Origin of the sequence: Sphingomonas asaccharolytica NBRC 15499 (assembly GCF_001598355.1) — a bacterium.
Classification (GTDB): domain Bacteria; phylum Pseudomonadota; class Alphaproteobacteria; order Sphingomonadales; family Sphingomonadaceae; genus Sphingomonas; species Sphingomonas asaccharolytica.
In genome coordinates this window covers 1-13,897 of record NZ_BCYU01000100.1, presented here as the reverse complement: position 1 = coordinate 13,897, position 13,897 = coordinate 1, and the positions used below count along the sequence as shown (strand labels likewise).

7 protein-coding genes are annotated in these 13,897 nt (G+C 64.6%); 6 read left to right on the top strand and 1 reads right to left on the bottom strand.

Annotated features, from left to right (window positions below; all coding sequences use genetic code 11):
- Positions 1 to 103 precede the first annotated feature (103 nt).
- The 3 genes from SAS01S_RS19460 (at position 104) to SAS01S_RS19450 (ending at position 4,834) form a co-directional block, all read left to right on the top strand.
- Positions 104 to 1,891 carry a type I secretion system permease/ATPase gene (locus tag SAS01S_RS19460; RefSeq protein ID WP_066812535.1) on the top strand — a complete coding sequence of 596 codons (1,788 nt, stop codon included), beginning with the start codon at positions 104 to 106 and terminating at the stop codon, positions 1,889 to 1,891.
- Positions 1,888 to 3,228 (top strand): HlyD family type I secretion periplasmic adaptor subunit, encoded by a 1,341-nt coding sequence (locus SAS01S_RS19455; RefSeq protein ID WP_066812534.1) that lies wholly within the window; start codon positions 1,888 to 1,890, stop codon positions 3,226 to 3,228. The genes SAS01S_RS19460 and SAS01S_RS19455 overlap by 4 nt, the downstream gene beginning before the upstream one ends.
- An 85-nt stretch (positions 3,229 to 3,313) precedes the next feature.
- Complete coding sequence (locus SAS01S_RS19450) at positions 3,314 to 4,834, top strand: tryptophan halogenase family protein (RefSeq protein WP_066812533.1); 1,521 nt, start codon at positions 3,314 to 3,316, stop codon at positions 4,832 to 4,834.
- A gap of 60 nt (positions 4,835 to 4,894) precedes the next feature.
- Here SAS01S_RS19450 and SAS01S_RS19445 read toward each other — a convergent pair whose 3' ends face one another.
- Complete coding sequence (locus tag SAS01S_RS19445; RefSeq protein ID WP_066812532.1) at positions 4,895 to 7,969, bottom strand: TonB-dependent receptor; 3,075 nt, start codon at positions 7,967 to 7,969, stop codon at positions 4,895 to 4,897.
- 354 nt (positions 7,970 to 8,323) lie between these two features.
- Here SAS01S_RS19445 and bglX point away from each other — a divergent pair, with 354 nt between their 5' ends.
- The 3 genes from bglX (at position 8,324) to SAS01S_RS19430 (ending at position 13,765) form a co-directional block, all read left to right on the top strand.
- Complete coding sequence (gene bglX / locus SAS01S_RS19440; RefSeq protein WP_084239240.1) at positions 8,324 to 10,597, top strand: beta-glucosidase BglX; 2,274 nt, start codon at positions 8,324 to 8,326, stop codon at positions 10,595 to 10,597.
- Between the two features lie 112 nt (positions 10,598 to 10,709).
- Positions 10,710 to 13,094: a glycoside hydrolase family 31 protein gene (locus tag SAS01S_RS19435; RefSeq protein WP_169804987.1), complete on the top strand. Its 2,385-nt coding sequence runs from the start codon at positions 10,710 to 10,712 to the stop codon at positions 13,092 to 13,094.
- Positions 13,091 to 13,765, top strand: coding sequence for a DUF6445 family protein (locus SAS01S_RS19430; RefSeq protein WP_066812531.1), 675 nt, complete (start codon positions 13,091 to 13,093; stop codon positions 13,763 to 13,765). The genes SAS01S_RS19435 and SAS01S_RS19430 overlap by 4 nt, the downstream gene beginning before the upstream one ends.
- Positions 13,766 to 13,897: the final 132 nt, after the last annotated feature.

Genomic DNA, 13,897 nt, shown 5'->3' with positions numbered 1-13,897 from the left:
GTGATAGACCCGCCATAGCGATGTGACGGCGGCCGCGTAACGATCCCATTGGATTCGCTTCGGTCTAGGTCTATTGTCGGCGCCGACCAGTAGAAAGCGTGCGATGTCGCGGCCGCGGGGCAATAAGGAATCGGAAATCCGCGCCGCGCTGGCCAAGCTGCGCGGCGGTTTCGGCGCGATCGTCGCGCTCAGCGCCTTCATCAACCTGCTGACGATTACCGGCTCGCTGTATCTGATGCTGGTTTATGATCGCGTGTTGCCGGCACAGAGCCTGCCGACCTTGTTCAGCGTCTTCGCGATGATCCTGATCGCTTATGCCTTTTACGGCGTGTTCGACGTGATGCGGTCGAAGATGCTGGCGGACGTCGCGGCATCGCTCGACCGCTCGCTGTCCGGGCGCGTTCAGGCGATCGAGGCGCGGATCGCGCTCGAACGGCCCGAGGCCAAGGAACAGGTCAGCCCGGTGCGCGACCTCGACCAATTGCGCGCGTTCATTGCCAGTGCCGGGCCGCCGGCGTTGATCGATCTGCCCTGGATCCTGCTGTTCCTGATCATCCTGACCGCGGTGCATTACTGGCTCGGCGTCGTGACGCTGGTCGGGATGCTGGGGCTGGCCGCGCTGACCCTGGTCGCCGAACGCGTCAGCGGCCGCCATGTAGCGGCGGTCGCGCAGGCGGCGGCGAAGCGGCGGTTGCTCGCCGACCGCCAGTGGCGCCATGCCGAGATCATCACTGCGCTCGGCATGCGCGATCGGCTGATGCTGCAATGGCGGCGGATCCATCACGACTATCTCGACCAGCAGGCGACCTTGACCGACACCACCGCGACTTTGTCGGGGATCAGCAAAGTGGCGCGGATGGTGCTGCAATCGGTCGTGCTGACGGTCGGCGCGATGCTGGTGATCGACGGCAAGGCGACCGCGGGGATCATCTTCGCCAGCTCGATCCTGTCGGGCCGCGCATTGGCGCCGGTCGATTCGGCCATCGCCAATTGGAAGCATTTCGTCGGCGCGCGCCAGGCTTGGGCACGGCTCGACACATTGTTCGGGCAAGTCCCGCCGCCGGTCGGCGAGCGCACCGAATTGCCGGCGCCGTCCAAGTCGCTGACCGTCGACAATCTCTCGTTGACCCCGCCGGGCAGCCAGCTGACCAATGTCGCCGGGGTCAGTTTCCAGGCACAGGCCGGGCAAGTCGTCGGGATCATCGGCCCCAGCGCGTCGGGCAAATCGTCGCTGGTGCGCGGTGTGCTTGGGGTGTGGAAAGCGGCCAAGGGCGCGGTCCGGCTCGACGCCGCGGCGATCCAGCAATGGGATAGCGAGACCCTGGGTCGCTCGATCGGCTATGTGCCGCAATCGGTCGAATTGTTCGCCGGGACGATCGCCGAGAATATCGCCCGATTCGAGGTCGGCGCGCCGTCCGAGGCGGTGATCGCCGCGGCGAAAGCGGCGGGCGTGCACGAGCTGATCGTGCAATTGCCGGGCGGTTACGACCTCCAGGTCGGCGAGGACGGCCAGCAATTGTCGGCCGGCCAGCGCCAGCGCATCGCGCTTGCCCGCGCGCTCTATCGCGATCCGTTCCTGGTCGTGCTCGACGAGCCCAATTCGAACCTCGACCCCGATGGCGAAGTCGCCTTGGCGCGCGCGGTCGCCGGCGTGAAGGCACGCGGCGGCATCGTCCTGCTGGTCGCGCATCGCCGCGAAATATTGAGCGTGGTCGACCTGTTACTGGTGATGCGCGGCGGCACCGCGCAAGCCTTCGGTCCGCGCGACGAGGTGCTGGCCAAGCTCGCGCCGCCACCGCAGCAACCGCCCCGGTCCGATCCGGTGACGCGCGACGGGAGTGGCGGCAAGGGACCCGGCGGGCTGGTCGTCAGCAAGAAGGCCGGGCAATGACCGCGCAGGTTCCGCTCCACGCATTCTGGCCCGATGCCGAACCCGATCCCGGCGCCGAGCGACTGCGTCTCCGCACGCGGCGCGCTTATGTGCTGATCGCCGCTTTGGTGCTTGGCTTTTTCGGCCTGGCGGCGATCCTTCAGGTCGGCGGCGCAGTGGTCGGATCGGGCGAGGTCGCGGTCGAATCGAACGTGAAGACGTTGATCCATCCGACCGGCGGGATCCTCAAGGCGTTGATGGTCCGCGATGGCGATCATGTTGCCAGGGGGCAATTACTGATGCGGCTCGACCAGGGCGTGTCGTCGGTCGGCGCCGAGTCCGCCGCTCTAGGGCTCGAGCAATTGCTGGCGCGGCGCGCGCGGCTGGAAGCGGAGCGCGACGGCGCGTCCTCAATCCTGTTCCCGCCCGACCTTACCGCCAAGGCCGACGCGCGCGCCAGGGAAGCGATGGCGCGCGAGCGGCAATTATTCGCGCTCCGCCGGCGCGAGCGCGATGGATCGATCGCACTGCTCAAGCAACGCGTGCAGCAATATCAGGAACAGATCGCCAGCTATCAGGCGCAGATCGCGGCGATCGAAAGCCAGATGACCTTGATCGAGCCCGAACTCGCCGGGCTGCGCAAGCTCCACGATCGCCAGTTGGTGACGATCAACCGCCTCAACGAGATGGAGCGCACCGCGGTCCAGATGAAGGGCAGCAAGGCCGCGCTCGAATCGAACATCGCCGAGGCGCGCGCGCATATCTCGGAGGCGAACGAACAGATCCTCAACGTCGACAAGCAGATCCGCAGCGACGCCGGCACCCAGCTCGCCGAGGTCGTCGGCCAGCTCAACGACCAGCAGGTCCGCGTCGCCACCACCAGCGACACGGTCGACCGCAGCGAGATCCGCGCGCCGCAATCGGGGGTGGTCGACAAGATCGCCTTCACCACCATCGGCAGCGCGGTGCCCGCCACCCAGCCGCTGCTCCAGATCGTCCCCGACCGCGACAATATGATCGTCGAGGCGCGGGTTCGCCCGCAGGATGTCGACCAGGTCCGCGTCGGCCAAGCCGCGCGAGTCACCTTTTCGGGCTTCAACCGCCAGACCACTCCTGACATTCCCGGCAAGCTGATCTTCGTGTCGCCCGATCTGACCTCGGACCAGCGCACCGGGCAGAGCTATTATCGGATCAAGGTGCGGCTCGACGCCGGCGCATTGGCCAAGGCGCCGCAGATCGCGCTCAAGGCCGGCATGCCGGCCGAGACCTTCGTCGAGACAGGCGATCGCTCCATCCTGTCGTTCCTGCTCAAGCCGCTGCTCGACCAGCTGCGCTATTCGATGCGCAGCGAAGGCTGATGTAACCGTTTACCGGCAAGGCGTAGCTGGGCTAGGCTGGGCCCAAGGTGCCGTCGGATCGAGCGCCGCCCCGGAGGATCATCGCATGACCGCGCCCAACGCGCCGCTCAAGACCATCACCATTGTCGGCGGCGGCACCGCCGGGTGGATGACCGCCGGCCTGCTCTCGCATCTGTTCAAGAGCTACGAGATCCGGCTGATTGAGTCGGACGAGATCGGCATCATCGGGGTGGGCGAAGCGACGATCCCGGCGATCCGCGACTATATGACGATCGCCGAGATCGATCAGGTCGAGATGATCCGCGCGACCCAGGCGACGTTCAAGCTGGGAATCGATTTCGTCGGCTGGAAGAATGGCAGTGATCGCTATTTCCACGGCTTCGGGCGGATCGGGCAGGACTTCATGTGGCTGCACACGCACCAATTGTGGTTGCTCGAGCGCGCAGCGGGAAAGGCGCGGCATTTCGACGATTATGCGCTCAATTGCGCGGCCGGGATGGCCAACAAATTCGCCTTTCCCGATCCGCGCAATCCGGCGTCGCCGCTGGCCGGGCTGGACTTCGCCTATCAGTTCGACGCGTCGCTGCTGGCGCGCTATCTACGCGTGCGGTCGGAAGCGCCGGGTGTCGAGCGGATCGAGGGCAAGATCGTCGACGTCAAGCTCGATGGCGAGACCGGCTATGTCGACCATCTCGTGATGGAGGACGGTCGGACGGTCGGCGGCGACCTGTTCGTCGATTGCTCGGGGATGCGCGCGCTGCTGATCGGCCAGGCACTCGGCATCGATTACGAGGACTGGAGCCGCTGGCTGCTCAACGACCGCGCGCTGGCGGTGCCGTGCGAACGGGTCGAGCCGCTCACGCCTTACACCCGCGTGACGGCGCGCGATCATGGCTGGCAGTGGCGGATCCCGCTCCAGCACCGCACCGGAAATGGCCATGTCTATTCGAGCAACCACGTCTCGGACGACGAAGCGGCGTCGGTGCTGCTCGCCAATCTCGACGGTAAGCCGATCGCCGATCCGCGCCCGGTGCGGTTTCGACCGGGCAAAAGGCGCAAGGCGTGGGAGAAGAACGTCGTCGCGATCGGCCTGTCGGCGGGGTTTCTCGAGCCGCTCGAATCGACCAGCATCCATCTCATCCAAACCGGGATCATCAAGCTGCTCGGCCTGTTCCCGCATCGCGGCTTCGCCGCCGCCGATGTCGCCGAATATAACCGCCAGCACGATTTCGAATTCACCGACGTGCGCGATTTCATCGTCGCGCATTACAAGGTGACCGATCGCGAGGACACGCCTTACTGGCAGTATCTCAAGAACATGGCGGTCCCCGACAGCCTGACCGAGCGGCTCGAGCTGTTCGCGTCCTCGGGCCGCTTCTACAAGCGCGCGGCGGCCGAGCTGTTCCGCGTCGAAAGCTGGGTACAGGTGCTGTTGGGGCAGGGGTTTGCGATGGGGCACGATCCGAACGCGGCGATCATGCCCGCCGACGTCCGCGCCTCGTTCCTGGGCGATATCGAGGAAGTGATTGCCGATGCCGCGGGGCGGATGCCCGATCACGCGGCCTTTATCGACCGTTATTGCAAGGCGCCGGCGGTAACGGCCTGAAAGGAAAAGGGCGGATCGATAGCTCGACCCGCCCCTTTTTCGTCTTCAAAACCGACAGCCTCAGAACTTGTAGCGAGCGCCGACCTTGAAGTTGCGGCCCTGGCTCGCAACCTGGCCCAGCTCGTATCGGCCGCTCGGCCCGGCGTCGCCGACGTTACGGAAGCCGCCGCCCCACATCGAGTAGTTGCGGTTGACGAAGTCGAACGCATTGAGCGCCTGGAAATAGACGGTCAGTTCGTGCGACTTCGCCCACGGCATCTTGAACGTCTTCGAGAAATTGAAGTCGATGTTCGCGTAACCGATGCCGCCCGGCTTGTAGATGCCGAAATTGGTCTCGGCGCAGCCATCGACGGAAGGAGCGGGGATGCCGCAAATGACCCCGCCATAATAGGGGCCCGACGACAGGGTAATGAAGGTCGTCGCGCGGATGTCCAGCGGCAGGCGGACGGTGCCCGTTCCCACGAAGCGCCACCGTTCGAGACCGCTCGACCTGCCCCAGCCCTGCAAGCCGATCGTCGGCGCATCGAAGTTGAACGGATCGCCGATATTGGCACCATTGCGCGAATCGTTCGACCGGGCGTTCGAAATGGTCAGCGTCGTGCTGAAGCCCCAGCCCGATTCATCGGTGTAGGGCTTGTCGGCCTGCAGATACAGAGCGGCATAGGTCGCCTTGCCATCGCTGTTGCCGATGAAGATGGCGCCATAGCGCCGGCCATCGGTGCCGAACAGCGGTGCCGTGTTGATTGCGGCGGAGCCGTAGAAGATGCCGGACGAATATACGTTGCCGCCGTACGAGAAGAGCGGGCTGAGCGGGCTGTAGCTGCCATCCGGATTCCGGTTGCCGACGACTTCCTGATAGATGTTGTGCGACTTGATGTACGAGAAACTGATCGAGGTATTGATCTTCCCCAGCCGCTTCCGGATCCCGAAACTGAGCTGGTCGGAATACGGCACCTTGGTGTTGTTGTTCATCAGGTGCACTTCGCCGGCCTGCATCGCCGCCAGCGCGCGCAACGCGGAGACGTCGGTCGGGATCGTCGTGACGCAACCCTGGGTGCCCAAGGCACAATTGGGCGGCGTGTTGATGGTCACGACCGATTCATAGAGGTCCTTGATCGTCTCCAGCGCGGAATCGATGAACAGCGACCGGTTATAGTAACGGCCGCCGCCTATGGTGAAGACCAGGTCGCGATCGCCCTTCACGTCGTAGGATATACCAAGACGCGGCTGGAACGCGCCCGTGAACGGTTTGCGGTTGCTACCGGTCGAAATGTAGTCGTCGGGATTGATTCCCGCTGCCTTCCAGCCCGGATAGGCGCGGATCGCCGCCGCTATGTTGGCGGGCGTCACGAACTTTTCGTTGCGCGAATTGGACTCATAGTCCCAACGCAGACCTGCGCTAACCTGCCAATGCTCGTCGGGCTTCCAGTCGTCCTGGACGAACAGGCCTACTTCCGTGTTCTTGGCCGTGACCGGGCTGACGGCAGCAGTGTTGATCGACGCGGCGTAGGGTGTCGACGAAGCGATGCCGGTAAAGGTGTTGCCATTATAAAAGAATGTACCCTGGCTATTGTTATCCTCAAGGCGCTGCAGCTTGGTGAAATTGACCTTCACGCCAGCCTTGACCGTATGCGCGCCGCCGAAAAACGTCACATTATCCTTGAACAGCGTCTGATACTGATGGTCGTCCTGCGTAAAATTCGTCCCGCCAAGGGCGAGAACTCTTGAGCTCCCCACGTTCGGGTTGTTTGGCGTGCAGACATGCGTATCCGGATCGCACGACAGACCCGCATCGACTACGACATAGGATGAACCGGAAGTATTGGGTATCGCCCCATTGGCCGCGGCGTCGCGCGCGAAGATGAATTCATTGAGCCAATTGGCGCCACGATGCGTCCAGGTGAGCTGATACCGGTGTTCGTCGTTTCGATTCCTCGTCGATGCCTCCGTCGTCGTCTCGCGGCCGTTGATCTGGAGGTTGGACTCGTTGCGGATGAAGGCGCTTACATTGACGGTATCTGCGGATGTCGCGAAGAATGTCAGCTTGCCGAAATACAGCTTCTCGTTGAAGTCGGCCGCAAAGCTGCCGTTATATTTTGACTGCGCGCTCTGCAGGTAAGCAAGCGCTGCTGCATTGGGAGAGCTGAGGCCATTCGGGTAGACGCTGATATCGTTCGAGCCGAAGGTCTTCTTGGTGCCTTCGAAATCGACGAAGAAGGTCAGCTTGTCTTTGATGATCGGGCCGCCGAGATTGCCGCCATAATATTTAGTGTCGAAATCGGGCTTCTGCTTGTACGGCCGCGTCGCATTGTTGCGGCCGCCCGGTCGGTCGTCGAAATTCTCGCTGATGAACGCCTTGGGCTGCCATTCGCCAAAGATTTCGCCGTGAAATTCGTTGCCGCCGGTCTTCGTCACCGACGAGATCACCGCCGACCCGGCCTGCTCGAACTCGGCCTTGAAGTTCTGCGTCTGGACGTCGAACTGGTCGACCGCCGACGCCGGGAATGGGTTGCCCGAGGAGAGGTTCTGCCCGAGCGTGCCGCCGTGGTTGACCAGGTTCTTGATGCTGATGCCGTCAATGAACGTGTTGGTATTGTCCGAATTGACGCCACCCGCCTGAACCCGGCGCGCCTTGCCGCCGAGTGTGGGCGCTTCGACGGTGACGCCGGGCGCCAGCGCGGCGAAGTTCAGGAAGTTGCGGTCGCCGTTCGGCAGGTTCTCGAGTTGGAAGCGCGAGATGTTGGTGCTGATGGCCGGCGTCTTGACGTCGCGCGCGCGCGAACCGGTTACGACGATGTCCTTGGTGTTCTCCGGCACCGCGATCAGATCGGCGGTGACCGCCTGGCCCAGCGGTACAACGACGATGACGGACTTGTCGCCCGAGGCCACGCGATACGTGCTCGGCGGGACCCCGACCAGCACGTAATTGCCATTGGCATCGACCTTGACGGTATCCTGATGGCCGGTGTTCGTATCCGTGAGCACCACGGTCGCGTCGGCGGCGGCCCCGTCGACATGCCCCTGGATGGTCGAGGTGGTCTGCGCGGCGGCCGGCATGGCCAGCGCGAGCGCGCCGCCCGCCAGAATCGTGGTAGCGAGTGCTGCCCGCAGGCTGGCCCTCATCAGGTTCGTCATTTCAATTCCCCTTGCACGCGGGCGCGAGCGCCCTTTGTCCGGTTGTTCGTTCGGCCATGATGTCGCAACGCGTCGCGCGCGCCGCGCATGGCGGTCGCCGGCGCCGTCCTGGCGCCCTCAGCTATCGCAAAATGTGATTGGCTCGCAGCCATCGCCTTGATCTGAATCCTCTCCGCTACCGGCAGGTGCTGCCGGGTGGACGGGGTCGACTCTCACGGTCGCGTAACCGGTTCCACAGTTGCACCGTAACCGGTTTCATGCGCATTCGCCAAGAAGAAATCGACTGCCGCGAATCGCGCGGGGCCGGATTTGCCGGGCCTGTTGCGGGACGGCATCACAAGCGGAGTAAAAGCCATGACCGATCTGTCCCGCCGAGCTCTCCTGAAGGGCGCGTCAGCGGTCGCGATGGTATCGGCCGGGCTTCCCGCTCTGGCCAAGGCAGCGCCCGCGAGCGATCCGTTCATCGAGCGGCTGATCGCCAGGATGAGCATCCAGGACAAAGCCGGGCAGCTGTCGATCTATTCGGACCCGCTGGCGGCGCGGACGGAGGGGCCGGTGCTCAACCCCGGCCTCGCCAAACAAGGGATCGAGGAACTCAAGGCACGAATCCGGCGCGGCGAGATCGTCGGGCTGTTCAACGGTATCGGCACCAATATCGGCCGCGAGTTGCAGCGCGTGGCGGTCGAGGAATCTCCGCACAAGATCCCGCTGATCTTCGCCGGCGACGTGATTCACGGGATGAAGACCTCGTTCCCGGTGCCGCTGGGCGAGGCGGCGAGCTTCGATCCCGGCCTGGCCGAACGCACCGCGCGCGCCGCGGCGGTCGAAGCCTCGGCCAAGGGCATTCAATGGACGTTCGCGCCGATGGTCGACGTCGCGCGCGATCAGCGTTGGGGACGCGTGGTTGAGGGATCGGGCGAGGACACCTGGCTCGGCGTCCAACTGGCGCGCGCCCGCGTCCGTGGCTTCCAGGGCCCCGACATCCGCCGCGACGATTCGATGCTCGCCTGCCCCAAGCATTTCGCGGCCTATGGCGCGGTCCAGGGCGGGATGGAGTATAACACCGCCGACGTCCCCGAGACGACCTTGCGCGAAATCCACTTGCCGGGGTTCAAGGCGGCATTCGACGCCGGCGCGATCACCACCATGTCGAGCTTCAACGACATTGCCGGGGTGCCCTCGACTGCCAACCATTATCTGCTCACCGACATCCTGCGCGGCGAATGGGGGTTCAAGGGGCTGGTGGTCAGCGATTACACCTCGGAAGAGGAATTGATCCTGCACGGTTACGCCGCCGACGGCCCCGACGCGGTGGTCAAGTCGCTGACCGCGGGCTGCGATATCTCGATGCAGTCCGGGCTCTATTGGAAGCACCTGCCCGATCTCGTGAAGGCTGGCCGTATCCCGATGTCGGTGGTCGATACCGCGGTCCGCCGCGTGCTCTATGTCAAGAAAGCGATGGGATTGTTCGCCAATCCCTATCGCTCGCTCGACCCCGCGCGCGAGGCGCGCGACGTCCGCCGTCCCGACGCGATCGCGCTGGCGCGCGAGGCGGGGCGCAAATCGATGGTGCTGCTCAAGAACGAGGGCAACCTCCTGCCGCTCAAGAAGCAGGGCAAGATCGCGTTGATCGGGCCGGCGGTGAGCCAGAAGGGCGATTATCCCGGACCCTGGGCCAATTTCCCCGATTACGAGAGCTGCGTGACGGTCGAGGAAGGATTCCGCGCCGCGCTGGACGGCAAGGCCAAATTGAGCGTGACGCGCGGCTCGGACTATGAGGCGCCGATCGATGGCGAGATCGACAAGGCGGTGCGCCTGGCGAAAGACGCCGACGTCGTCGTGCTGCTGCTCGGCGAAAGCGCGAGCATGTCGGGCGAGGCGCAGGCGCGCGTCGATATCGGCATCCCCGCGCCGCAGCTGGCGCTGGCCGAAGCGGTCGCGGCTACCGGCAAGCCGATCGTGGTGCTGCTCCGCCATGGGCGCGCGCTCGCGCTGACCGGGGCGGTGAAGAACGCGCCGGCGATCATGGCGACCTGGTTCCTCGGGTCGGAGACGGGCAATTCGATCGCCGACGTCGTGTTCGGCGATTATGCGCCGCAGGGGCGCCTGCCGGTGAGCTTCCCGCAAGCCTCGGGCCAGGAGCCGTTCTATTATAATCACCGCCGCACCGGGCGCCCGCAGCTGACCGACGACAAGGCCTATAAGGCGCGCTACCGCGAAGTGACCGACGAGCCGCTTTATCCGTTCGGTCACGGCCTGACATATTCGTCGGCGAGCTATTCGGCGACGAGTGTCAGCGCGGCAAGCATCCCGTGGAGCGGATCGGTCACCGTCACCGCGACCGTCACCAATACCGGCACCCGGCCCATGCACGAGGTCGCTCAGCTCTATATCAACGACAAGGTCGCCAGCCTGACCCAGCCGGTGCGCTCGCTCAAGGGCATCAAGCATCTCGACCTCGAGCCCGGGCAGAGCGCGACCGTGAGCTTCACGCTCAGCCGCGCCGATCTCGGCTTCGTCCATCCCGACAAGAAGAGCTATGCCGAGCCGGGTGCGTTCGATGTATGGATCGCGCCCAATGCGATGGCGGGCACGCCTGCTACCTTCGTCCTCAAGGCTGGAGCATAGAATGCCGCGACAGGTGTCCAAGTCTGTGTTCCTGCGAAAGCAGGAATCCAGGGCCACAGGTGATATCGCTCGTAACCCTGGGCTCCTGCTTTCGCAGGAACACTGGTGGGGATTGGCACTGGGTGCTGTCGCTTTGGTTTCGTCGTCAGCCGCGGCGGCGAGGTCCGTCGATCATTACACCGCCTCCGCCAACGGCATCAAACTCGAGATCAGCGCGCCGCGCGCCGACATCATCCGCGTCCGCGCGGGCGACGGCGCCTTGCCCGAGGACGCCTCCTGGGCGGTCCTGCCGCAATCGCGCGAGACACGCGTCCCGCTTGAGATCAGCGACAAAGGCGGCACCACTGAAATCCGCACCGCGCAACTGATCGTCCGCATCGATGATAAATCGCTGGCGATCACCATCACCGACCTTGCCGGCAAGACGATCCTGGCCGATGCACCAGGCACGCCGATCGGCTTCGACAATGGCGGTTTCCGCGTCCGCAAGGCAATGCCCAATGACGAGCATTTCTTCGGACTGGGCGACAAGACCGGGCCGCTCGACCGGCGCGGCGGTGCCTATACTTTCTGGAACACCGACCAGTTCGGCTACACACCGGCGAGCGACCCGCTCTACAAGTCGATCCCGTTCGTCATCGGCTTGAACGAGGCGGGCGGCACGTATGGCCTGTTCATGGACAATAGCTGGCGCGGCTTCATGGATCTGGGCAAGTCCGAGCGCGGGGCCTTTTCGTTCGGCGCGGAAGGCGGCGGGGTCGATTATTACGTGATGACCGGGGCGACGCCCAAGGACGTGGTCCAGGATTATGCCTACCTCACCGGTCCCGCGCCGCTGACCCCGAAATGGGCGCTCGGCTTCCAGCAATCGCGCTGGAGCTACATGACCCAGGTCCAGGCGCAGGGCATCGCCGACCGCTTGCGCAACGACAAGATTCCGGCCGATGTGCTGTGGCTCGACATCGATTATCAGGACCGCAACCGCCCGTTCACGGTCGACAAGAAGGCCTATCCCGATTTGCCCGGGCTGGTCTCCAGGCTCGACGCGATGAAGATGAAATTGGTGGTCATCACGGACCTCCACATCGCCAGCGCGCCGAACCAGGGCTACGCGCCGTACGACAGCGGCATGGCCGCGGACATATTCATGAAGAACCCCGACGGCGCGCCGTTCGTCGGCCCGGTCTGGCCGGGCGCCGCGGTGTTCCCCGATTTCACCCAGGCCAAGGCTCGCGATTGGTGGGGACGCAATTATGCCGAGTTCGTGCGGATAGGCGTCGCCGGGTTCTGGAACGACATGAACGAGCCGGCGGTGTTCAACTCGCCGACCAAGACGATGCCGATCGATGTCGTCAACACGATCGACTCGCCCGGCTTCAAGACGCGCAAGACGACCCAGGCCGAGACGCACAACATCACCGGCATGCTCAATTCCTGCGCGACGTACGAAGGCGTGAAGAAGCTCGCGCCCGACCGCCGGCCGTTCGTGATGACCCGCGCCTCCTATGCCGGCGGCCAGCGCTGCTCGGCGACCTGGACCGGCGACAACACGTCGAGCTGGGCGCATCTGTCGCTGTCGACCACGCAGCTCGCCAGTCTGGGGCTATCGGGCTTCTCTTATGCCGGCGCGGATATCGGCGGGTTCGCCGGCAATGCGCCGTCGCCCGAATTGCTCACGCGCTGGATCGAGATCGGCGCGTTCAACCCGATCATGCGCGACCATTACCAGAAGGGGAAACCCGAACAGGAAGTATGGGTGCATGGGGCGCAGCAGGAGAATATCCGTCGCCGCTATATCGAGGAACGCTATCGGCTGATGCCGTACCTCTACGGCCTGGCCGAGGAGAATAGCCGCACCGGCCTGCCGCTGATGCGCCCGGTGGTGCTGGAATATCCCGCGGTGGTGAAGGGCGGCGACCGCGTCGGCGGCACCGAGGATCAGTTCATGCTCGGCCGCGACCTGCTGATCGCGCCGCCGCAGACCTGGGAATCGCCCGCGCCCAACGATATCGGCCTCCCCGGCGTCGGCTGGTACGATTACTGGACCGGCGAGCAGGTCCAGGGCGCCTCGGTCAGGGAAACGCCCCGGCTCGATCGCTTGCCGGTGTTCGTCCGGCCGGGCGCGATCATTCCGCGCCAGCCGTTGGTCCAGTCGACCGCGGAGACGCCCAAGGGCGCGTTGGAGATCAACGTCTATCCGGGCAATGACTGCGCCGGCTCGCTCTACCTCGATGATGGGGTCAGCTTCGCTTATCAGCGCGGCGGCTTCCTGCGCCAGGCGATCCGCTGCGACGCCGGCTCGCTCAGCTTCGATCCGCGCAGTGGCAGCTACAAACCGTGGTGGATCGGCTTCGACGTGGTGATCCATGGCTGGAAGGGCAGCGCGCCCAAGGTGACGTTGGGGCCGAAGCGGATCGTGGCGCGCGTCGCCGACGGCGCGCTGCGCTTCTCGCTTCCCGATCTGCCCAGGGGAGCCCGGATCGCGATCCAGCAATGAAGCCCGAACTGCGTCATGTCGGCGAGGCGCAGAGCCCGGTGGTCGTCATCGACGATTTCACTGGCGCGGTGGACGAGGTGGTCGATCTGGCCGCGGCGATGGCACCGTTCCCGACGAGCGGCGGGACCTATTACCCCGGACTGCGCTGTCCGATCACGGTCGGGGACGCCGCCTATGGCTATGTCGAGCGCCTGCTTGAGGCGGCAGGGCCGTTCATTGGCGGCGGCTTCGACGTCGATACGTTCGACCTGCTGGAGGCCAGCTTCTCGATGGTGACGGCGGCACCCGGCACGCTCGATCCGGCGCAGCGCGCGCCGCATTTCGATTCGACCGATCCCGATTATTTCGCGGTTCTCCATTATCTCAGCGACACGCCCGGCACGGCGTTCTTCCGTCAGCGTGCGACCGGAATAGAATTGGTCGACGAGCGCAATGTCCACCGTTTCGTGGCGACCGCGCGCCGGGTGAACGATGACCTGTCTGGCTATACGTTCGGATCCAACCAGCATTACGAACAGATCGGGCGGATCGAAGGCGTGCGCGATCGCCTCGCCATCTATCGCGGGTCGATGCTCCATTCGGGAATCATTCCGCCCGACATGGCGTTCAGCGCCGATCCGCGCCTGGGGCGGCTGACCGCCAACATCTTCATCAAGGGGCGTAGAGGATAGATCGTTTCCGCTTAGCGTCACCCCCCGAAAATTAGCGTCATCCCCGCGAAGCGCGGACCCATCTCCGACCCGCTCCAGCTTGCCAAACAGCCGTGGCGCGTGTGACTTCTCTCCGAGATGGATCCCCGCCTT